We start from the raw sequence: 21,191 nt of genomic DNA, 5'->3' as shown, positions 1-21,191 counted from the left end.
TGAGCCTCTGGTTCCTGCGCCCGCCTGTCTTGCGGTGCAGGGAAAAATACCTGTGGCGAGGATGTGGGCGCATGATGCAAGCGAGCAAGCGTGTAGTAGGCAAAGGGCGCTGCCTGGGCAAGCAGTGCATTGATCCGTTCAAGGCGGATTTCGACATGATGCAGATTCAGCCGGTATCGCGCTCGGTCCGGCTCAACGGTTTTTCCACCTGTTTGCGCCTGGAAGCGGTCTATTGGCGCATCCTCGAGCGCATCGCCGAGGCCAATGAGTGCTCCGTCAGTGCCGTGCTTTCCTATGTGGATCGCGAGGTGCACCTGCGCCAGGGTGGGGTGCGCAACTTCAGCGGCCTGATCCGGGTGATCTGTGTTGCCTGGCTGCAGGAGCCGCCCAGTGTGCGCTGATCGCCAGGCGGGCTGCGCAGTGCCTGTTAACCATATATAATCCCGCTTTTTGCTGCCCCGGGCAGCCTGCGTAATGGTTGACGAGAGACACCCATGCCCCTTTATGACTATCAATGTGCATCCTGCGATCACCGGATGGAAGCGTTGCAGAAGATCAGCGCAGCGCCGCTGACCGACTGTCCGGCCTGCCAGGCGCCGGCATTGAAGAAGCTGTTGTCGGTCCCTGGCTTTCGCCTGAGCGGTAGCGGCTGGTACGAAACCGACTTCAAGACCGGGGCGAAAAAGAATCTGGCAGGCGGCGACAAGGCCGACTGAGTTGAATTGCAGTAGCCGGGTCTTGCAGTATTAGCCCCCTGGGGCGGCCAAGGCCTCCATCGAATACACGAATCACGAGAAGCGAAACCACCATCATGATGCGCAGCCATTATTGCGGCCAACTGAACGAGAGCCTGGACGGCCAGGAAGTCACCCTTTGCGGCTGGGTCCATCGTCGCCGCGACCACGGCGGGGTGATCTTCCTCGACATCCGTGACCGCGAGGGCATGGCCCAGGTCGTCTTCGATCCCGATCGCGCCGAAACCTTCGCAGCGGCCGACCGCGTGCGCAGCGAGTACGTGGTGCAGATCACCGGCAAGGTGCGCAAGCGCCCTGACGGTGCGGTGAACGCCAACATGGCTTCCGGTGCCATCGAAATTCTCGGTTACCAGCTGAACGTGCTCAACGAAGCGGAAACCCCGCCGTTCCCGCTGAACGAGTACTCTGACGTCGGCGAGGAAACCCGCCTGCGCTACCGCTTCATCGACCTGCGTCGCCCGGAAATGGCCGACAAGCTGCGCCTGCGTTCGCGCATCACCAGCAGCATCCGTCGCTTCCTGGACGAGAACGGCTTCCTCGACGTCGAAACGCCGATCCTCACCCGTGCCACGCCAGAAGGCGCGCGCGACTACCTGGTGCCCAGCCGTACCCACGCCGGTAGCTTCTTCGCCCTGCCGCAGTCGCCTCAGCTGTTCAAGCAGCTGCTGATGGTCGCCGGCTTCGACCGCTACTACCAGATCGCCAAATGCTTCCGTGACGAAGACCTGCGTGCTGACCGTCAGCCGGAGTTCACCCAGATCGACATCGAGACCAGTTTCCTCGATGAGTCCGAGATCATGGGCCTGACCGAAAGCATGATCCGCAAGCTGTTCAAGGAAGTCCTGGACCTGGAATTCGGCGAATTCCCGCACATGACCTTCGAAGAAGCCATGCGCCGCTACGGTTCCGACAAGCCAGACCTGCGTAACCCGCTGGAACTGGTAGACGTTGCCGACCAGCTCAAAGATGTCGACTTCAAGGTCTTCGCAGGCCCGGCCAACGATCCGAAGTGCCGCGTTACCGCGCTGCGCCTGCCAGGTGGCGCCAGCATGCCGCGCAGCAAGATCGACGAGTACACCAAGTTCGTCGGCATCTATGGCGCCCGCGGCCTGGCGTACATCAAGGTCAACGAGCGCGCCAAGGGCGTTGAAGGCCTGCAGTCGCCGATCGTCAAGAACATCCCTGAAGCCAACCTCAACGTGATTCTCGATCGCGTAGGTGCGGTAGACGGCGACATCGTGTTCTTCGGCGCTGACAAGTTCAAAGTCGTCAGCGAGGCCCTGGGCGCGCTGCGTATCCGTCTGGGCCACGACTTCGAGCTGCTGACCTGCGAGTGGGCGCCGATGTGGGTCGTCGACTTCCCGATGTTCGAAGAGAACGAAGACGGCAGCTTCACTGCCCTGCACCACCCGTTCACCGCGCCCAAGTGCACCCCCGAAGAGCTCGAGGCCAACCCGGCCACCGCGCTGTCGCGTGCCTACGACATGGTTCTGAACGGCACCGAGCTGGGTGGCGGTTCGATCCGTATCCACCGCAAAGAGATGCAACAGGCGGTGTTCCGCCTGCTGGGTATCGAAGCGGCAGAACAGGAAGAGAAGTTCGGCTTCCTGCTCGACGCCCTGAAGTTCGGCGCACCGCCTCACGGTGGCCTGGCCTTCGGCCTGGACCGCCTGGTCATGCTGATGACCGGCGCCCAGTCGATCCGTGAAGTGATTGCCTTCCCGAAAACCCAGAGCGCCGCGTGCGTCATGACTCAGGCTCCGGGCTTGGTCGATGCCAAGGCCCTGCGCGAGCTGCATATCCGCCTGCGCGAACAGACCAAGGTCGAGTAAGCGGGCCCCGGGCGCATCCAGATGGATGCGCCTTTGCGTTTCGGCGCAGGAATTTGTCGTTGCGCCCCTCTCGGGGCGCAATTGTTTGTGTTTCAAGAGTTTGGAGTCGTTATGGCTGGTCATTCCAAGTGGGCGAACATCAAGCACCGCAAAGAGCGCCAGGATGCCAAGAGAGGCAAGATCTTCACCAAGTGGATCCGTGAGCTGACCGTCGCTGCCAAGCAGGGTGGTGGCGATCCGGCCTCCAATCCGCGCTTGCGCCTGGCGCTGGACAAGGCCCTGGGTGCCAACATGAGCCGCGATATCATCGATCGCGCCGTGGCCCGTGGTGCCGGCACCAACGAAAGCGATAACGTTGAAGAGCTGAGTTACGAGGGCTACGGCCCGGGCGGCGTGGCGATCATGGTCGAGGCCATGACCGACAACCGCAACCGTACCGCAGCCGCCGTGCGGCATGCCTTCACCAAGTGTGGCGGCAACCTCGGTACCGATGGCTCGGTGGCCTACCTGTTCGAGCGCAAGGGGCAGATCAGCTTCGCCCCGGGTGTGGACGAAGATGCCCTGATGGAAGCCGCCATGGAAGCCGACGCCGACGATGTCGTGGCCAACGAAGACGGTTCGTTCGAGGTGTTCACCTCGTTCAACAGCTTCTATGCCGTGCGTAATGCCCTGGAGGAGGCCGGCTTCAAGGCTGCGGATGCGGAAATCGTCATGCAGCCGACCACCAGTGCCGAGCTGGATCAGGAGGGGGCGGAGAAAGTGCTCAAGCTGATCGACATGCTCGAAGACCTGGATGACGTGCAGAACGTCTATTCCAATGCGCAGATTTCCGACGAGATCATGGAAAAACTCGGCTAAGGTGTCGCCAGCAAGGTTGTAATTGGGGCCGCTGCGCGGCCCATCGCCGGCAAGCCGGCTCCCGCAGGCACAGCGCAACTCTCGGCGGGTGCGCTTACCTGTGGGAGCCGGCTTGCCGGCGATGGGTTGCGCAGCGGCCCCAATAGCCTTGAATTGAGCTCAGGCTTTCAAGCATCCCCCCTACACGACAGGCGTTATGACTCTGATTCTTGGTATCGACCCCGGCTCGCGCATCACCGGTTATGGCGTTGTGCGCCAGACTGCCCGTGGTTGCGAGTACGTGGCGTCGGGTTGTATCCGTACCGGCAGCGGCGAGCTGCACGAGCGCTTGCAGATCGTTTTTCGCGGTGTCAGTGAAATCATTGCCCAGCATGGCCCTGTGACCATGGGCATCGAGCGCGTGTTCATGGCGCGCAACCCCGACTCGGCGCTCAAGCTCGGCCAGGCTCGCGGCGCGGCCATCGTCGCCGCCGCCGAGGCCGGCCTGGAAATCGCCGAATACAGTGCGACTCAGGTCAAGCAGGCCGTGGCCGGCACCGGTGGGGCTAACAAGGAGCAGGTGATGCTGATGGTCATGCACCTGCTCAAGCTGACCCAGAAGCCACAGATCGATGCCTCTGATGCCCTGGCGATCGCCTTGTGCCATGCCCATACCCGTTCCAGCCTGGTGCCGCACGGCCTGGCCACGGCGCGGCGGCGCGGTGGGCGCTTGCGTCTGTAGCTGCTTCATGAGCTGATACACATTTTGTCCGGGTGGCACGTTCACCCGACGTATTTGCTGATAGGGTTGAGCGGTCTTTGATCGGCTCCCCGAGAGGAAGGATCGAAACGTGATTGGACGTTTGCGCGGCACCCTGGCGGAAAAGCAACCGCCGCACCTGATTATCGACGTCAACGGCGTGGGCTATGAGCTTGAAGTGCCCATGACCACCCTGTACCGCCTGCCGAAAGTTGGCGAAACGGTAACCGTGCATACCCATCTGGTGGTTCGCGAAGATGCCCACCTGCTGTATGGCTTCCATGAGAAGCGCGAGCGCGAGCTGTTCCGCGAGCTTATCCGCCTCAATGGCGTGGGCCCGAAGCTGGCGCTGGCCTTGATGTCGAGTCTTGAGGCCGACGAATTGGTGCGTTGCGTACAGGCGCAGGACACATCGGCGCTGGTGCGTGTGCCTGGCGTCGGCAAGAAGACTGCCGAGCGCCTGCTGGTCGAGCTCAAGGACCGCTTCAAGGCCTGGGAAACCTCGCCCGCCATGTTCACGCTTGTATCGGATGGTCCGGTACCGGTCAGCAGCGCCTCCACCGCCGAGGCCGATGCCGTCAGTGCCCTGGTTTCCCTGGGCTACAAGCCGCAGGAAGCCAGCAAGGCAGTGTCCGCGGTCAAGGACAAGGCGGGCCTTGGCAGTGAGGAGCTGATCCGTCGCAGCCTCAAAGGGATGATTACCAAGTGATCGAAGCCGACCGCCTGATTGCCGCCAGTGGCCGCGACCGCGAAGAAGTCCAGGACCGTGCCATCCGCCCGCTGCGCCTGGACGAATACATCGGCCAGCCGGTGGTGCGCGAGCAGATGGCGCTGTTCATCCAGGCTGCGCGGGGGCGTAATGAGTCGCTCGACCACACCCTGATCTTCGGCCCGCCAGGGTTGGGCAAAACCACCCTGGCCAATATCATCGCCCAGGAAATGGGCGTATCGGTCAAGAGTACCTCGGGGCCGATTCTCGAGCGCCCGGGCGACCTGGCAGCCATGTTGACCAACCTCGAACCGCATGACGTGCTGTTCATCGACGAGATTCACCGGTTGTCACCGGTTGTCGAGGAGGTGCTGTACCCGGCCATGGAGGACTTCCAGCTCGACATCATGATCGGCGAAGGCCCGGCTGCCCGCTCGATCAAGCTCGACCTGCCGCCCTTCACCCTGGTGGGGGCCACAACCCGCGCCGGTATGCTCACCAACCCGCTGCGCGACCGCTTCGGTATCGTCCAGCGCCTTGAGTTCTACAGCGACAAGGACCTGGCGACCATCGTCAGCCGGTCGGCCAACATTCTGGGGCTGGTCATCGAGGACCAGGGGGCTTACGAAATCGCCCGCCGTGCCCGCGGCACGCCGCGTATCGCCAACCGCTTGCTGCGCCGCGTGCGTGACTACGCCGAGGTGCGCGGCAAAGGGCAGATCACCAAGGCAGTGGCTGATTTGGCGCTCAACCTGCTGGACGTCGATGAGCGTGGTTTCGACCATTCCGACCGCCGCCTGCTGCTGACCATGATCGAGAAGTTCGATGGTGGCCCGGTGGGGGTGGATAACCTGGCGGCAGCGATCAGCGAGGAGCGTCATACCATCGAGGATGTGCTCGAACCCTACCTGATTCAGCAGGGCTATATCATGCGTACGCCCCGTGGTCGTGTGGTCACTCGGCACGCCTACCTGCACTTTGGCCTGAATGTTCCCGGGCGCCTGGGTGAGGGGGCAGATTTTTCCGAAGCAGGCGATGAATGACAGATCGAAACCCGCTTTTCGTGGTCCTACCGCTGGCATGCCTCAGGTGCGCTGGCAATACGACATTAATGAAGAAAAAACAGTTGCCGCAGCGGATTGGCAAGCTGAGGAGTAAGCACTAGAGTATGCGCGCGCAAAATGGCCTGGAACCTTTCGCACACCGTTGTCGCGTCTATTACGAAGATACCGATGCCGGTGGCGTGGTGTATTACGTCAACTACCTGAAATTCATGGAGCGCGCGCGGACCGAGCGCCTGCGGCACCTGGGGTTTTCCCAGCAGCAACTGGCCGGGGAGAACCTGTTGTTCGTGGTCCACTCGAGCGAAGCGCGTTATCACGCGCCGGCGCGCCTGGACGACGAACTTCGGGTGACCGCGCAAGTACTTGAACTCAATCGCGCCAGCCTGCGCTTCGTGCAGCAGGTCTGGCGGGAAAAGGATGAAACGCTGCTCTGCGAAGGGCAGTTCCTGGTGGCCGCCGTACGCGCCGACACTTTCAAACCCCGAGCCATACCCCCCAAGCTGCGCGACGCCTTTGTGGCGGACGGCTCGGGTACTCAATCGAATGCAGGAGAATAAGCGTGGAAGCTAACGTCGTCGACCATACCTCCATGTGGAGTCTGGTCAGCAATGCCAGCGTGGTGGTACAGCTGGTAATGCTGACCCTGGTGGCCGCCTCGGTCACCTCATGGATCATGATCTTCCAGCGCAGCACCATGCTGCGCGCCGGTCGTCGTGCGCTGGATGCCTTCGAGGAACGCTTCTGGTCGGGTATCGACCTGTCCAAGCTGTACCGTCAGGCAGGCAGCAACCCGGACCCGGATTCGGGCGTGGAGCAGGTCTTCCGGGCCGGTTTCAAGGAGTTCTCGCGTCTGCGCCAGCAGCCGGGTGTGGACCCCGACGCGGTCATGGAAGGCGTTGGCCGGGCCATGCGCGTAGCCATCTCGCGTGAGGAAGAAAAACTCGAGCAGAGCCTGCCGTTCCTCGCCACCGTCGGTTCGACCAGCCCGTACATCGGCCTGTTCGGTACCGTGTGGGGCATCATGAACTCCTTCCGCGGCCTGGCCAGCGCCCAGCAGGCGACCCTGGCCACCGTGGCCCCGGGTATCGCCGAAGCGCTGATCGCCACCGCCATCGGCCTGTTCGCGGCAATCCCGGCGGTTATCGCCTACAACCGTTTCGCCGCGCGCAGCGAAGTGCTGATCGGTCGTTACTACACCTTCGCCGACGAGTTCCAGGCGATCCTGCACCGCAAAGTGCACACCAGCGAAGAGTAATCAGGTACAAACCCATGGCCCGAGTTCGCCACAAACGCAAGCCGGTCGCCGAGATGAACGTGGTGCCCTACATCGACGTGATGCTGGTGCTGCTGGTCATCTTCATGGTGACCGCTCCCATGCTCAATCAGGGCGTGAAGGTCGACCTGCCCAAGGTTTCCAGCGAAGCCTTGCCGCAGGACAACAATGTCCAGATCCTCACCATCTCCATCAAGGCCGACAAGACCTATTACTGGAACCTGGGCAGCGAAGTCGACACCGACAAGCAGATGGACAAGGCCATGACCTTGCCCGAAATGACCGGTGCAGTGACCAAGATCATTGCCGCCGGTCGCGACCAGGGCAAGCAGACCCAGGTCTTCATTCGTGGCGACAAGGCTGTCGACTACGGCGCGGTCATGGGTGCCATGGGCGGGTTGCAGAAGGCCGGTGTCGGTAACGTTGGCCTGATTACCGAGGCGCCCTGATGCAACAGCGAGAGCCATCCGCCTCGGAAAGCTACTTCTGGCCCAGTGTCTGGGCCATCGGCCTGCATGTGCTTGTGTTCGCATTGCTGTTCGTCAGTTTTGCCATGACGCCAGAATTGCCGCCTTCCAAGCCGATCGTTCAGGCTACGCTGTATCAGCTCAAGTCCAAGAGTCAGGCGACCACCCAGACCAATCAGAAGATTGCCGGGGAAGCGAAAAAAACCGCGTCGCGTCAGACCGAAGTCGAGCAGCTGGAACAGAAGAAGGTCGAGCAGGAGGCCGTAAAGGCTGCGGAACAAAAGAAAGCCGATGCCGCTCAAAAGGCCGAGGAGGCTCGCGAAGCCGCCGAGGCGAAGAAGGCAGAAGACGCTGCCAAGGCCGCCGAGGCCAAGAAAGCCGCTGAAGCCAAGAAGGCCGACGAGGCGAAGAAAGCCGCTGAAAAGCAGCAGGCCGACATTGCCAAGAAAAAGGCTGAGGAAGAGGCCAAGAAGCAGGCGGCCGAAGAGGCCAAGAAACAAGCCGCCGAGGATGCCAAGAAGAAGGCAGCCGAGGAGGCCAAGAAGAAAGCGGCCGAGGACGCCAAGAAGAAAGCGGCGGCCGAGGACGCGAAGAAGAAGGCAGCTGAAGAGGCCAAGAAAAAGGCCGCTGCAGATGCCCAGAAGAAAAAGGCACAGGAGGCGGCCCGCAAGGCGGCAGAAGACAAGAAAGCCCAGGCCCTGGCCGAGCTGTTGTCCGATACCACCGAGCGGCAGCAGGCGCTGGCCGACGAGCAGGGTGACCAGGTGGCCGGCGACTTCGACGACCTGATCCGCATGCGCGCGGCCGAAGGCTGGGCGCGTCCACCTTCTGCGCGCAAGGGCATGACGGTAGTCCTGCAGATCAACATGCTGCCCGATGGCACCATCACCAGTGTCAGCGTGTCGCGCTCCAGTGGCGACGGTCCGTTCGACAGTTCTGCGGTGGCAGCAGTGAAGAACATCGGTCGTCTGACCGAAATGCAGGGCTTGAAGCCGAACGAGTTCAATCCGTACCGTTCGTTCAAGATGACATTTACACCTGAGGATCTAGCGTTGTGATTAAACTCCTTCGAGGACTGCTGGTCATGCTGTGCTGCGTGGCAGGCATGGCCATGGCAGAGGAAAAGAACATCCTGGTCACCAGCGGCAGCGATCGGGCAACGCCCATCGCGGTAGTGCCGTTCGGTCTGCAGGGTGGCAGTGTGCTGCCGGAAGACATGGCCGATATCATCGGCAATGACCTGCGCAACTCTGGCTACTACGCGCCCATCCCACGGCAGAACATGATCAGCCAGCCTACCCAGGCCAGCGAAGTGATCTTCCGTGACTGGAAAGCCCTGGGCGCCCAGTACGTGATGGTCGGCAGCATCGTGCCGTCGGGCGCTCGCCTGCAGGTGCAGTACGCACTGTTCAACGTCGCCACCGAGCAGCAAGTGCTGACCGGCAGCGTTGCCGGCAGCGTCGACCAGCTGCGCGACATGTCGCACTACATCGCCGACCAGTCGTTCGAGAAGCTCACCGGCATCAAGGGTGCGTTTTCCACCCGCATGCTGTACGTGACCGCCGAGCGCTTCTCGACCAACAATACCCGCTACACCCTGCAGCGTTCGGACTACGACGGTGCGCGTGCAGTGACCTTGCTGCAGTCGCGTGAGCCTATCCTGTCGCCGCGTTTCGCGCCGGACGGCAAGCGTATCGCCTATGTCTCGTTCGAGCAGAAGCGGCCGCGCATTTTCATCCAGCACATCGACACCGGCCGCCGCGAACAGGTCACCAACTTCGAAGGCCTCAATGGTGCTCCGGCCTGGTCGCCGGATGGTTCGCGCCTGGCATTCGTGCTGTCCAAGGACGGTAACCCGGACATCTACGTGATGAATGTGGCTTCGCGCCAGATCAGCCGTGTCACTGCCGGCCCGGGTATCAATACCGAGCCGTTCTGGGGCAAGGATGGCAACACCCTGTACTTCACCTCCGACCGTGGCGGCAAGCCGCAGATCTACAAACAGTCGGTCAGTGGTGGTAGCGCCGAGCGTGTGACGTTCGTAGGTAACTACAACGCCAACCCGAAACTTTCGGCCGACGAAAAGACGCTGGTAATGATCCATCGTCAGCAGGGTTTCACCAACTTCAAAGTGGCGGCACAGGACTTGCAAAGAGGAAGTGTAAAGATTCTCTCGGAAACAAGTCTTGATGAGTCTCCCACTGTTGCGCCAAACGGCACCATGCTAATCTACGCCACCCGCCAGCAGGGCCGGGGAGTCTTGATGCTCGTGTCGCTTAATGGCCGCGTGAGGCTCCCACTTCCTACCGCTCAAGGCGAAGTCAGAGAACCGTCCTGGTCCCCTTACCTGAACTGATTGCGGCGTAATACGTTTTGCTTAACACACTGGGGTTTCATTAGGAGTTTCACGATGGAAATGCTGAAGTTTGGTAAATTTGCTGCGCTGGCTCTGGCCATGGCTGTAGCTGTAGGTTGCTCCTCGAAGGGCGGTGACAACGCTGGCGAAGGCGCTGTTGACCCTAACGCTGGCTACGGTGCCAACACTGGCGCTGTTGACGGTTCCCTGAGCGAAGAAGCCGCCCTGCGCGCAATCACCACCTTCTACTTCGAATACGACAGCTCGGACCTGAAGCCAGAAGCCATGCGCGCTCTGGACGTTCACGCCAAGGACCTGAAGTCCAACGGCAGCCGTGTTGTTCTGGAAGGCAACACCGACGAGCGCGGTACTCGCGAGTACAACATGGCTCTGGGCGAGCGTCGTGCCAAAGCCGTTCAGCGCTACCTGGTTCTGCAGGGTGTTTCCCCTGCTCAGCTGGAACTGGTCTCCTACGGCGAAGAGCGTCCAGTTGCCACCGGCAACGACGAGCAGTCCTGGGCTCAGAACCGCCGCGTAGAACTGCGTAAGTAAGTTCTTATGCGTATGTGCCGTCGTGCTGTAACCGTCCTCGCACTCAGCCTTCCGCTTTCGGCGTGGGCTGCGGTTCCTGTAGTAGATGACAACGCAGGTGCTTACCCACCTTCGGGTTATGGCACGAGCGGCGCCTATGCCGGGGCAGGGGCTTCGACCCCTGCCTCAGCACAGGGCCAGCTGTTCATGCAGCTGCAACAGATGCAGGACCAGATATCCCGCCAGCAAGGCATCATCGAAGAGCTGCAAAACGATGTCGCCCGCATGAAGCAGGAAAGCCTGGAGCGTTACCAGGATCTGGATCGCCGCATCAACAGTGGTGGCGCGCCTGCCGCGACCCCCGATAATTCCTCCACCGGTGGTGCACCCGATGCCGCCGCCGGTGCAGCAGCAGGCGCCGCTGGCGCTGCTGCACAGCAACCGGCCGCCAACAGCGAGCCGGCTGATCCTGCGAAAGAGAAGCTCTATTACGATGCGGCTTTCGACCTGATCAAGCAGAAGGACTTCGACAAGGCCAGCCAGGCGTTCGGCGCCTTCCTGCGCAAGTACCCGAACAGCCAGTACGCAGGCAACGCCCAGTACTGGCTGGGTGAGGTGAACCTGGCCAAGGGTGACCTGCAAAGTGCCAGCCAGGCTTTTGCCCAGGTCAGCCAGAAGTACCCCAAGCACAGCAAGGTACCGGACTCCCTGTACAAGCTGGCCGACGTCGAGCGCCGCATGGGCCATACCGACAAGGTCAAGGGCATCCTGCAGCAAGTCATCACCCAGTACCCCGGCACATCCGCCGCTCAGCTGGCGCAGCGTGACCTGCAGAAGCTCTAAGTAGCACCGTTCAAAAGAAACCCGCGCCAGGCGCGGGTTTTTTCGTTAGAATCATTGCCCTTTTTCTTAAACACGCTGCTGCGGATAACGCCATGTCGAGTCCGCGACAGTGCCTGACGGAGGCGGACAGCCTGTTTAGCTGTCACGCCCGTGGCGATCATGCAAGACACATTACGTATCACCGAAGTCTTTTACTCTTTGCAGGGTGAAACACGCACGGCTGGGCTGCCCACGGTATTCGTGCGCCTCACCGGTTGCCCCCTGCGCTGCCAATACTGCGACAGTGCCTACGCCTTCAGTGGCGGTACTGTGCGTAGCCTGGATTCGATCATGGAACAGGTGGCCGGCTTCAAGCCACGCTATGTGTGCGTGACTGGCGGCGAGCCACTGGCTCAGCCGAATGCCTTGCCACTGTTGCAGCGCCTGTGCGATGCCGGCTATGAGGTTTCGCTCGAGACCAGTGGTGCCCTGGATATCTCGGCTACCGATATTCGCGTCAGCCGCGTGGTCGACCTCAAGACCCCGGGCTCTGAAGAGTCCCACCGCAACCTCTACGAGAACATTGAGCACTTGACCGGCAATGATCAGGTCAAGTTCGTCATCTGTTCACGCGAGGACTATGACTGGGCGGTTTCCAAGCTGATTCAGTACAACCTTGCCGAGCGCGCCGGTGAAGTGCTGTTTTCGCCAAGCCATCACCAGGTGAAGGCCAGTGACCTGGCCGACTGGATCGTTGCCGACAACTTGCCTGTGCGTTTCCAGCTGCAGCTGCACAAGCTGCTGTGGAACGACGAGCCCGGACGTTGATTAGGAGCAAAAGTACATGACTGAGAAACGCGCAGTAATCCTGCTGTCCGGCGGCCTCGACTCGGCCACTGTCGTCGCCATGGCCAAGGCCGAAGGCTACAGTTGCTACACCATGAGCTTCGACTATGGCCAGCGCCATCGTGCTGAATTGAACGCTGCTGCGCGGGTCGCTCGTGACCTGGGCGTCGTGGAGCACAAGGTCATCGGCTTGAACCTTGATGGCATCGGTGGTTCGGCACTGACCGACAGCAGCATCGATGTGCCGGAAACCCCGGGCGAGGGTATTCCGGTGACCTATGTGCCGGCACGCAATACCGTATTCCTGTCGTTGGCTCTGGGCTGGGCAGAAGTGCTGCAGGCGCGCGACATCTTCATCGGCGTCAATGCCGTGGACTACTCGGGCTACCCCGATTGCCGCCCTGAGTTCGTCGAAGCGTTCGAACGCATGGCCAACCTCGCGACCAAGGCCGGTGTCGAGGGGCAGGGCTTCCGGATCCAGGCGCCACTGCAGAACATGAGCAAGGCGCAGATCGTACAGGCCGGTATGGCCCGTGGCGTGGACTACAGCCTGACGGTCTCCTGCTACCAGGCCGACGATGAGGGCCGCGCCTGTGGCAAGTGCGACAGCTGCCGCCTGCGCGCCGACGGCTTCAAGGCTGCCGGAGTAGACGACCCAACCCGTTATTCTTGAAAAAAGTTTTAATGGGGTGTTGATTTCCTGTTAGAAATCAGTATTATACGCGCCATCCAACGGGTCGTTAGCTCAGTTGGTAGAGCAGTTGGCTTTTAACCAATTGGTCGTAGGTTCGAATCCTACACGACCCACCATACGCTGTAAGTCAAAGCCCACTACCGGAAACGGTGGCGGGCTTTGTCGTTTTTGCCCCTCCTATTCAGCCCACTCAGGGTCTGCGGTAAACACTACCGTCAACCAGCGATCTGGTCCCTCACCGCCAATCGCATCACCGACTTCACAGCGCAGCGCATCCCACTCTTCAATGCTTTTGGCTGGAAGGTGCTTGGGCACGATGAAATACAGCTCGATTTCCCGAGAGCGGCCGACCTTGGCCACGTAAGCCCGATAGGATTCCAGTCCGTGGCGTGCCACGAACGCACCGGCCACCTCATCCACGTGCAGCATCAGGTCGCCAGGTGTCACCAAAAAGATATCCGCCATGGCCTGGCGCACCACCGACAGCGGCAAGGGGATGATGACCAGGCACACCAGCGCCAGCACCGCCGGGTCGATGTACGGCGATACCCACTCCCACTGCGTGCCCTGCACGGCAAAGCCAAAGCAGAAGGCGATGAGCAACGCTGCGGTGATGCTGGCCGACATCACCCAACCCTTGACGTCCATGCGCACGAAATCCGAGTTCAGCTCGCGGTTGGCCCGCGCTTCGACTGCAGCGATGGTCGCGCAGGCGATCACGGTCAGCGCCGCATAAACCATGGCGATGCCGAACTCCAGGTGGCGTCCGCCTTCGAGCAGGCTGCTGACGGCGTTGATCAGGGCGTAGAGCGCCACACCGCTGAGCAGGATGCCATTGAGCGCCAGCACCATCGGCTCCAGGTGCCAGAAGCCCATGGTGAAGCGCTCGCGCAGCTTGCGTGACACGTGCCGGCTGGTGGTGTGCGTAGTGATCAGCTTGACCACCACCAGCGACAGGCCGCTCATGCCGGCGTCGGCCAGCGAGTAGACACCGTCGAAAATGATCGAGAACGAGCCGGACGCCAGGCCGAAGGCAATGCCGATGGTGGCGATGAACAGGGTGACGGCGATCGAAGTGCGTAGCAGGCCCTGTTCGCTGGCAAGGTCGAAGAAGGGGGATTTGTTGGGTGTTTCCATGGGTAAAACTCTTTCAAAAGGTGGGTGCCTGTACGGGCCCAATCGCCGGTAGCCGGTAATTGGGCCCGTACAGGCTAAACGCGAAACTGCTCCATCAAAGCCTGCTGCTGATTGGCCAGGCGGTTCAGCGCTTGGCTGATGCGCGCCGACTCATCAGCCTGGCCCGATAGCGATTCAGTCACATCGCGGATACCGGCCACGTTACGGTTCACTTCCTCGGCCACCGCGCTCTGTTCTTCAGCCGCCGAAGCGATCTGCAGGTTCATGTCGCTGATCACCGCCACCGCTTCACCGATCCGCTGCAGCGTAGGCAGTGCCTGTTCCATCTGCAAGGCGCTGGCCTGCGCCTGTTTCTGGCCATCATGCATGGCGCCGACCACATCCTGGGTGCCTTGCTGCAGCCCTTCGATGACCTGGCGGATTTCTTCCACCGACACCTGGGTGCGCTGCGCCAGGCTGCGTACCTCGTCGGCCACCACGGCAAAACCCCGCCCGGCCTCGCCAGCGCGGGCCGCTTCGATGGCGGCGTTGAGGGCCAAGAGGTTGGTCTGCTCGGCAATGGCGCGGATCACCTCCAGTACCGAGCCGATCTGCTCGCTGCGCTGCTCGAGTGCGCGGGCCTCGTCCATGGCGGCATCCATCCCGACTGCCAGGTTGTCAATCGCCTGGCGGGTGCTGGCGATCAGTTGCAGGCCTTCGCGGCTCGCCTGGTCGGCGCCACGTGCTGCCTGGGCGGCTTGCGCCGCGTTGTGGGCGACATCCTGGGCAGTTGCGCTCATCTCGTTGGCGGCGGTGGCCACCTGCTCGATCTCGCGCTGTTGCTGCTGCATGCCGCTGCTGGTCTGGCTGGCGATGGCAGCGGATTGGTCGGCGGTACCGCGGGCTTCGAGCAGCGAGCCTTTGACCTGGGCAATCACCGGTTGCAGCTTGTCGAGGAAGCGGTTGAACCAGCCGCTCAACTGGCCCAGCTCGTCCTGGCGCGCGTAGTCCAGGCGCCGGGTCAGGTCGCCCTCACCGCTGGCGATATCCTCGAGGCGTGCGGCTACGGCCAGAATCGGCCGGGTCACGCCACGTGCGGTCAGCCAAACCAGCAGCAGGCCGACGATCGCGGCACCCAGGCCGATCAGCAGGCTGGTCAGATTGGCACTTTGGTTGTGTTCGCTCAGCCTCTGATTGAGAGCGACGGCGGGTGCTTGAAGCACAGCTTCGGGCAGCTCCAGCAGTACCTGCCAGGGAGCGGCGCCGGGGATCGGGGCGAACGGGCGGCCGACGCGCAACAGGCCCTGCGCCACGTCGTTGTCCAGGAGAGTGCCCAGCTTGCTGGCGTCGCGGCTGTGCCCGGCCAGCAAGCCGGTAGTGCTGACGATGCTCACCTGGCCCTGGCCATCGAACAGCTCCTGGCGGCCGTCCAGGCTCAACTGCTGCAGGTTGTCCAGGCCGATATCCAGGCCCACTACGCCTACTACCTTGCCGCCCTCCAGCAGGGGCAGGGCGATGCTCGTCATCAGTACCTGGCGGCCATTGACCTCGTCGAGGTAGGGCTCGACCACACAGGCCTTGGCCGTTTCCTGAGGGCAGGTCAACCAGCGGTTCTGTGCCGCCCCGTTGGCGCCAACCGTGCTGTCGGCCAGCATCGCTTCAGGCATGGCCTCCCGCTCAAGGTTGCCCGGGCTGGGCTGCGACCAGTACAGCGAAAAGCGCCCGCTGTCGTTGCTGCCGACCGCCTCCTGGGCGACGAACTGGCTGTCCTGGTGGTCCAGGGCGTTGGGCTCGAACACCACATAAAGCCCGATCAGGTCCGGGTTGCCCGCCAGGCTGGCGCGTGCCTGGCGGGTCAGTTCGGCGCGCAGGTCGCTGCCACCGTGGGCTTTGAGTACCTGAACCAGGCGTGTAAAACCGTTCGCGTACTGGTAGGCGTCCATGAAGTAGCGCTGAATACGCAGGGTCTGGGTTTCGGCGAGGGCCTGCAGGCGCAGGCGCGCGCTGTGGTCGAGCATTTCACTGTTGGCCTGGCTGACCAAGGCTGCACTGCGCTGTGCCTGGGTCAGCGAGGTGGCCACCAGTAGCGCGACGATGGCCAGCAGGCACAGGCCGGCGAGCAAGGTGATCTTCCACTGGATAGAAAGGCGACGCAGCGGCATGAGAGCTTTCCTTTTCGTGCAAGGACAACGCCCGCGTTCAGGCGCGGGCGGTGTAGAGGGCAAGTGTCATTCGGCAACGTAGTTCGGGGGTGCGGCAGTGAAGGCCTTGGTCAGCCAGGCCAGGTATACCAGGCCAAGTAGCGCCCATACCCCGCCGAACATCAGCGAGTGTTCGTTAAGGTCTAGCCACAGCGACACGATGATGCAGAAACCGATGGTCGGCAGTACCAGGTACATGAGCTTGTTCGCCAGCCCTTGGCGATTGCCTTCACGCACATAGCAGTGGTTGATCACCGACAGGTTGACGAAGCTGAACGCCACCAGCGCTCCGAAGTTGATGATCGAGGTGGCGGTAACCAGATCGAAGAAGATCGCCGACAGCGAAATCAGCCCGACCACTGCGATGTTCAGCACCGGTGTTTTATAGCGCGGGTGCAGGCGAGCAAAGATGCCGGCCGGGATCACCTTGTCACGCCCCATCACGTACAACAGGCGCGAGACGCTGGTCTGCGAGGCCAGGCCCGAAGCGATGGTGTTGATCACCGTGCAGGCGATGAAGATCGACTGGAACAGCTTGCCACCCACGTACAGGGCAATTTCCGGCAGGGCCGCTTCCTGGTCATGGAAGCGTGCCATGGTCGGGAAGTAGGCCTGGATGAAGTACGACACGGTAATGAACACCAGGCCGCCGATCAGTGCGGTCAGGAAGATCGCCCGTGGGATGGTCTTGGCCGGGTCGCGGGTTTCCTCGGACAGGCACGTCACGGCGTCGAAGCCCAGGAACGAGAAGCACAAGATGGTCGCACCGGCCGCCAGGGCGCTGAACTGGGTCTGGCTGTCGGCGAACGGCAGCAGGCTCCACGCGGTACCCAGGCCTTCACCCTGGTCCAGGCCACGCACGCACAGGTAGATGAACACAGCGATGATCGCCACCTGCACGGCCACGAACAGCAGATTGAAGTGTGCCACCAGGTTGACGCTGCGCATGTTGATCAGGCTGATCAGGCTGACGAAGCCTGCTACCCAGATCCACTCCGGCACCTCGGGGAACATGGCCGACAGGTAGAGCTTGGCCAACAAGGCATTGACCATCGGCAGCAGCAGGTAATCGAGCAGCGACGACCAGCCGACCAAAAAGCCCACATGCGGGTTGATGGCGCGTTGTGTGTAGGTGTAGGCCGAACCCGATTGAGGGAAGCGGCGCACCAGGGTGCCGTAGCTCACGGCAGTGAACAGGATGCCGGTCAGCGCCAGGATGTAGGCGCTGGGCACATGCCCTGCGGTAATCCCCGAGACGATGCCGAAAGTGTCGAACACGGTCATCGGCGTCAGGTAGGCCAGGCCGATGATGATCACGTGCCAGAGGCGCAGGGTTTTGCGGAGTTGGCCGTTGCCGGTGGCGCTGTGGTCAGGCTGCATGCTGGCGTGGCTCCTGCGGCTGGGCGTGAACGGCTGGCGGGTTGTATTGCGCATGCGGCAATGGCGAGCGGGTGGGCTCCATGTTGTTCACCTTTATTGTTGGAGCAGAGGTAGGCGCAGGCGATGCGCCGGGGGCGAGCTGGCAGAGCCTGGGCTAGGAAGGTGGGGCGTGCGGGCAGGGGCGGTGAGGCATCATGACGGCGCGTCTGTTCTTCTTCGTGGGTGGCGCTGGGCAAGGCGGTGAAAATAAAAAACGATGGGTAGGTGGCTGTCAAGTTAAACATGACAAGATGTTACTAAATTGAAATATTTATCGATTTATTAGCCGAAATGTTCGGTTTTTGCGCGCTTTTTTGCGGTTTTGATCGATGCGGATGTTCGTAAAATTTAACGAGTGGGAAGTTTCCCACGCTAGCGTCAGGTAGGTCTCGATTGCCCATTTCGTCCGCGTGTCGACCGTCGTCCAAGGGGTGGGAGTGATACTATTCTGCTCCCCCCGCAGCTCATGGCTGCGAACACGCCAATATGGACATCAATCGGTTCTATTCATGAAGAAATCAGTAGGCATCCTTTCCGGCCTGGCCATCGCCATTGCCGTCGTAACCACCGCTGGCGCCTGGTACACCGGCAAGCAGTTGCCTGCGCAGCTGGAGCAAGCCGTCAATCAGGGCAATGCCCAGTTGAAGAAGGCCCTTGTCGGGGTTGGCGGCAGCATGACCATCGAAGTGGCCTCGCTGGAGCAGCACTTCTTCACCAGTACCGCACGCTATCGCCTCAAGGTCCGTGACATTCGCCTGTCTGACGGTGAGCCGATCAGTTTCGATGTGGGTGTAACCGATCAGGTCGAGCACGGCCCGTTCCCTTGGTCGCGGGTCAAGGCCTTCAAGCTGATGCCGGTGCTGGCAGCCAGCAACAGTGCGCTAGACAAGGACGACTTCACCGCGCCCTGGTTCGCCGCCGCCGGCGACAAGGTCCCGGTCAGCTCGCAAACCAGCCTGGGCTTTGACGGCAGTGTCGATGGCAGCATCTTCCTGGCGCCGGTTAAGCTGGCCGAAGACAACGGCACTACCCTCGATTTTTCGGGTATGCAGCTGCAGATCAGTGGCGACAGTGAAGGCAAGGCGTCGAAATTCCATGGTGCTGCCGATCGCTTCGAAATGAAGCTGGTCGGGGATGATCACCCGCCGGCCACGTTCGAGCTCAAGGGCCTGAAAATCGGCGGTAACCTGGCCGCTACCCAGCATGACGCGATCTATGTCGGTAACGTCGATGTGCTGCTGGCCGAAGCCAAGGCGACACTGGGGCCCAAGCAACAGGTACTGTTGCTCAAAGGCCTGGAGCAGCACGTCCTGCAAACACTCGATGGCCCCGATACCGTCGGTGGCCGCGTGGATTACAAGGTCGCGGACATCAGCTGGGATGGCCGCGCAGTCGGCAGCGGGCAGATGGCGGTCAGCATCAAGTCGCTCAACGCCCCGGCCTTGCAGTCGCTGTCGCAGTGGTACCAGGCCCATCTGCCGGAGTTCGAGCAGGCCGCCGCTGCAGGCCAGCCGATGCCGCAAATCCAGATGGGTGAACAGGAGAAGGCCAAGTTTCAGGGCGACCTGAAGCAACTGTTGGCATCCAAGCCGCAGGTGGCGGTGGAGAACCTTTCGTTCAAGACGGCCAATGGCGAGAGCCGGTTCAACCTGTCGATGGACTTCGCCAGCCCCACCTCCTTCGACCTGCCGCCTGACCAGTTGAGCAAGCAGTTGATCACTCAGGTGAAGAGCAAGCTGTCGCTGTCCAAACCGATGATGGGTGACCTGGCGACCTTGCAGGCGTTGCTGGAAGGGCAGACCGATGCCCAGGCGATTGCCATGCAATCCAGTCAGGCGGGTGAGATGGTCGGGATGATGGCGCTGCAGAGTGGCATGGCCACCGTGCAGGGCAATGACGTGGTGGCTAGCCTGCACTACGTCGATGGCATGGTCGACTTCAATGGCAAGAAGATGACCGTTGAAGAGTTCGCCATGATCCTCGCGGCGCACTTTGCGGCGATGCAGCCGCAGGGCTGATTGATTGAGCCTGTACCGGCCTCATCGCCGGCAAGCCGGCTCCTGCAGGATGGCTACAGCCTCATGGCCTGTGCGCACCTGTGGGGGCAACTGTCTTGCCGGCGATGAGGCCAGTACTGGCCACACAAAAACCGCTTTAGAAATCCCTTGATTGTCTGTAGCCTTCGGCGTCCGATAATAATCCGCGCCCGCAGAGGGCCGTGGCGGCTTGCCTGCCGTCCGGCGCCCTTAGCCGATCTGTCAGGGCCGGGTGATACACTCGATTTGACGCGCATGCGCGCCTGCAGGTCCAGCGATCATGACCCAGATATCCGAACGCCTGTTGGTTCAGGCCCACCTCGACGCCAAGCAGCCCAACCCGCTGACAGCCGAGCAGGAGGCCGAATACCGTGCGGCCATTGCTGCCGAGCTCCAGGCGCAGAATGCCGTGCTGGTTGCCCATTACTACTGTGACCCGGTTATCCAGGCGCTTGCCGAAGAGACCGGCGGTTGCGTGTCCGACTCGCTGGAAATGGCCCGTTTCGGCAAGAACCACCCTGCCCAGACGGTGATCGTCGCCGGTGTGCGCTTCATGGGCGAGACCGCGAAGATCCTCACCCCGGAAAAGCGCGTGCTGATGCCGACCCTGGAGGCTACCTGCTCGCTCGACCTCGGTTGCCCGGTCGAAGAGTTCTCGGCCTTCTGCGACCAGCACCCCGAGCGTACCGTGGTGGTGTATGCCAATACCTCTGCCGCCGTTAAAGCGCGTGCCGACTGGGTCGTGACCTCGAGCTGCGCGCTGGAGATCGTCGAAAGCCTGATGGACAACGGCGAGACCATCATCTGGGGCCCGGACCAGCACCTGGGCCGTTACATCCAGAAGCAGACCGGTGCCGACATGCTGCTGTGGGACGGTGCCTGCATCGTCCACGAAGAGTTCAAATCGCGCCAGCTGGCGGACATGAAGGCGCTGTATCCGGATGCGGCGATCCTGGTGCACCCGGAGTCGCCAGAGGCAGTGATCGACCTGGCCGATGCGGTGGGTTCCACCAGCCAACTGATCAAGGCCGCGCAGACACTGCCCAACAAAACCTTCATCGTCGCCACAGACCGCGGCATCTTCTACAAGATGCAGCAGCTGTGCCCGGACAAGGAATTCGTCGAAGCCCCCACCGCCGGTAACGGCGCGGCCTGCCGCAGCTGCGCGCACTGCCCGTGGATGGCCATGAACACCTTGGAGCGGGTGCTGGATTGCTTGCGCAAAGGCAGCAACGAGATTTTCGTTGACCCGGCGCTGGTGCCGAAGGCGATCAAGCCTTTGAACCGCATGCTGGACTTCACCCAGGCTGCTCGGCTCAAGCTGTCGGGTAACGCCTGAGGGCCAATCGCCGGCGAGCCGGCTCCCACAATATCTGCAGCGCTGCAGAACCTGTGAGAGATTCTATGGTTGTAAACAACGGTCTTTAGGCCGTTCTGCTTACGTATTCCTCCTTCTTCTTCATCAGGGCAAAT

General features: G+C 61.7%; 21 protein-coding genes, 1 tRNA gene and 1 pseudogene. 19 read left to right on the top strand and 4 right to left on the bottom strand.

Translation table 11 applies throughout. The features are described 5' to 3' along the window. The first annotated feature begins 71 nt into the window (after positions 1 to 71). The 17 genes from EGJ09_RS23780 to EGJ09_RS23700 all read left to right on the top strand — a co-directional run bounded on the left by EGJ09_RS23780 (position 72) and on the right by EGJ09_RS23700 (position 13,062). Positions 72 to 401, top strand: a complete 330-nt coding sequence (locus EGJ09_RS23780; RefSeq protein ID WP_046787974.1) for a ribbon-helix-helix domain-containing protein — start codon at positions 72 to 74, stop codon at positions 399 to 401. A 93-nt stretch (positions 402 to 494) separates the two neighbouring features. Next, complete coding sequence (locus EGJ09_RS23775) at positions 495 to 716, top strand: FmdB family zinc ribbon protein (protein WP_046787975.1); 222 nt, start codon at positions 495 to 497, stop codon at positions 714 to 716. A 95-nt stretch (positions 717 to 811) separates the two neighbouring features. Continuing rightward, positions 812 to 2,587, top strand: coding sequence for an aspartate--tRNA ligase (aspS, locus tag EGJ09_RS23770; RefSeq protein WP_012315822.1), 1,776 nt, complete (start codon positions 812 to 814; stop codon positions 2,585 to 2,587). 111 nt (positions 2,588 to 2,698) lie between these two features. After that, on the top strand, positions 2,699 to 3,445 hold the full coding sequence (locus EGJ09_RS23765) for a YebC/PmpR family DNA-binding transcriptional regulator (RefSeq protein WP_012315821.1): 747 nt from the start codon (positions 2,699 to 2,701) through the stop codon (positions 3,443 to 3,445). Between the two features lie 196 nt (positions 3,446 to 3,641). Next, entirely contained in the window at positions 3,642 to 4,166 is a 525-nt protein-coding gene (ruvC, locus tag EGJ09_RS23760) for a crossover junction endodeoxyribonuclease RuvC (protein ID WP_012315820.1), read from the top strand. A gap of 109 nt (positions 4,167 to 4,275) precedes the next feature. Continuing rightward, complete coding sequence (ruvA, locus tag EGJ09_RS23755) at positions 4,276 to 4,893, top strand: Holliday junction branch migration protein RuvA (RefSeq protein ID WP_125924933.1); 618 nt, start codon at positions 4,276 to 4,278, stop codon at positions 4,891 to 4,893. Further along, positions 4,890 to 5,936, top strand: coding sequence for a Holliday junction branch migration DNA helicase RuvB (ruvB, locus tag EGJ09_RS23750; protein WP_012315818.1), 1,047 nt, complete (start codon positions 4,890 to 4,892; stop codon positions 5,934 to 5,936). Before ruvA ends, ruvB begins: the two co-directional genes overlap by 4 nt. 125 nt (positions 5,937 to 6,061) lie before the next feature. Continuing rightward, complete coding sequence (gene ybgC, locus EGJ09_RS23745) at positions 6,062 to 6,514, top strand: tol-pal system-associated acyl-CoA thioesterase (RefSeq protein WP_012315817.1); 453 nt, start codon at positions 6,062 to 6,064, stop codon at positions 6,512 to 6,514. Positions 6,515 to 6,516: 2 nt separating this feature from the next. Next, complete coding sequence (gene tolQ, locus EGJ09_RS23740) at positions 6,517 to 7,212, top strand: protein TolQ (protein WP_010952367.1); 696 nt, start codon at positions 6,517 to 6,519, stop codon at positions 7,210 to 7,212. Between the two features lie 14 nt (positions 7,213 to 7,226). Next, a complete protein-coding gene (gene tolR / locus EGJ09_RS23735) occupies positions 7,227 to 7,679 on the top strand; it encodes a protein TolR (protein WP_039603824.1) in 453 nt (150 codons plus the stop codon). Next, the gene (tolA, locus tag EGJ09_RS23730) at positions 7,679 to 8,755 is read left to right on the top strand and encodes a cell envelope integrity protein TolA (protein WP_012315815.1); all 1,077 of its coding nucleotides are present in this window, start codon (positions 7,679 to 7,681) and stop codon (positions 8,753 to 8,755) included. The genes tolR and tolA overlap by 1 nt, the downstream gene beginning before the upstream one ends. A gap of 26 nt (positions 8,756 to 8,781) precedes the next feature. Beyond that, positions 8,782 to 10,053, top strand: coding sequence for a Tol-Pal system beta propeller repeat protein TolB (tolB, locus tag EGJ09_RS23725; RefSeq protein WP_046787978.1), 1,272 nt, complete (start codon positions 8,782 to 8,784; stop codon positions 10,051 to 10,053). Positions 10,054 to 10,107: 54 nt separating this feature from the next. Then, positions 10,108 to 10,605 (top strand): peptidoglycan-associated lipoprotein Pal, encoded by a 498-nt coding sequence (gene pal, locus EGJ09_RS23720; RefSeq protein ID WP_115274062.1) that lies wholly within the window; start codon positions 10,108 to 10,110, stop codon positions 10,603 to 10,605. Positions 10,606 to 10,611: 6 nt separating this feature from the next. Next, positions 10,612 to 11,427, top strand: a complete 816-nt coding sequence (gene ybgF, locus EGJ09_RS23715) for a tol-pal system protein YbgF (RefSeq protein WP_046787979.1) — start codon at positions 10,612 to 10,614, stop codon at positions 11,425 to 11,427. Positions 11,428 to 11,586: 159 nt separating this feature from the next. Then, entirely contained in the window at positions 11,587 to 12,234 is a 648-nt protein-coding gene (gene queE, locus EGJ09_RS23710; protein ID WP_046788079.1) for a 7-carboxy-7-deazaguanine synthase QueE, read from the top strand. Between the two features lie 16 nt (positions 12,235 to 12,250). Beyond that, positions 12,251 to 12,925: a 7-cyano-7-deazaguanine synthase QueC gene (gene queC, locus EGJ09_RS23705; protein ID WP_115274063.1), complete on the top strand. Its 675-nt coding sequence runs from the start codon at positions 12,251 to 12,253 to the stop codon at positions 12,923 to 12,925. 61 nt (positions 12,926 to 12,986) lie between these two features. Continuing rightward, positions 12,987 to 13,062: transfer RNA gene (locus EGJ09_RS23700), tRNA-Lys, on the top strand. A 61-nt stretch (positions 13,063 to 13,123) separates the two neighbouring features. Here the strand turns inward: EGJ09_RS23700 and EGJ09_RS23695 are convergent. The 4 genes and pseudogenes from EGJ09_RS23695 to EGJ09_RS23685 all read right to left on the bottom strand — a co-directional run bounded on the left by EGJ09_RS23695 (position 13,124) and on the right by EGJ09_RS23685 (position 17,643). Beyond that, entirely contained in the window at positions 13,124 to 14,083 is a 960-nt protein-coding gene (locus EGJ09_RS23695; RefSeq protein ID WP_125924932.1) for a cation diffusion facilitator family transporter, read from the bottom strand. Positions 14,084 to 14,157: 74 nt separating this feature from the next. Continuing rightward, a complete protein-coding gene (locus tag EGJ09_RS27110; protein ID WP_371928101.1) occupies positions 14,158 to 14,913 on the bottom strand; it encodes a methyl-accepting chemotaxis protein in 756 nt (251 codons plus the stop codon). A gap of 102 nt (positions 14,914 to 15,015) precedes the next feature. Continuing rightward, positions 15,016 to 16,005 (bottom strand): annotated as a pseudogene (locus EGJ09_RS27105) (HAMP domain-containing protein); the annotation flags it as partial. A gap of 285 nt (positions 16,006 to 16,290) precedes the next feature. Next, on the bottom strand, positions 16,291 to 17,643 hold the full coding sequence (locus EGJ09_RS23685) for an APC family permease (RefSeq protein WP_125924930.1): 1,353 nt from the start codon (positions 17,641 to 17,643) through the stop codon (positions 16,291 to 16,293). Between the two features lie 548 nt (positions 17,644 to 18,191). Here EGJ09_RS23685 and EGJ09_RS23680 point away from each other — a divergent pair. Beyond that, positions 18,192 to 19,700 carry a YdgA family protein gene (locus EGJ09_RS23680; protein ID WP_125924929.1) on the top strand — a complete coding sequence of 503 codons (1,509 nt, stop codon included), beginning with the start codon at positions 18,192 to 18,194 and terminating at the stop codon, positions 19,698 to 19,700. Positions 19,701 to 19,998: 298 nt separating this feature from the next. Beyond that, positions 19,999 to 21,057: a quinolinate synthase NadA gene (gene nadA, locus EGJ09_RS23675; protein ID WP_119687636.1), complete on the top strand. Its 1,059-nt coding sequence runs from the start codon at positions 19,999 to 20,001 to the stop codon at positions 21,055 to 21,057. Positions 21,058 to 21,191 lie beyond the last annotated feature (134 nt).

The sequence above is a fragment of the Pseudomonas sp. p106 genome (assembly GCF_003936645.1).
In the GTDB taxonomy this organism is placed as follows: Bacteria; Pseudomonadota; Gammaproteobacteria; order Pseudomonadales; family Pseudomonadaceae; genus Aquipseudomonas; species Aquipseudomonas putida_E.
Note: the sequence above shows the minus strand (reverse complement) of the source record. Positions and strands in the feature narration are given on the sequence as shown.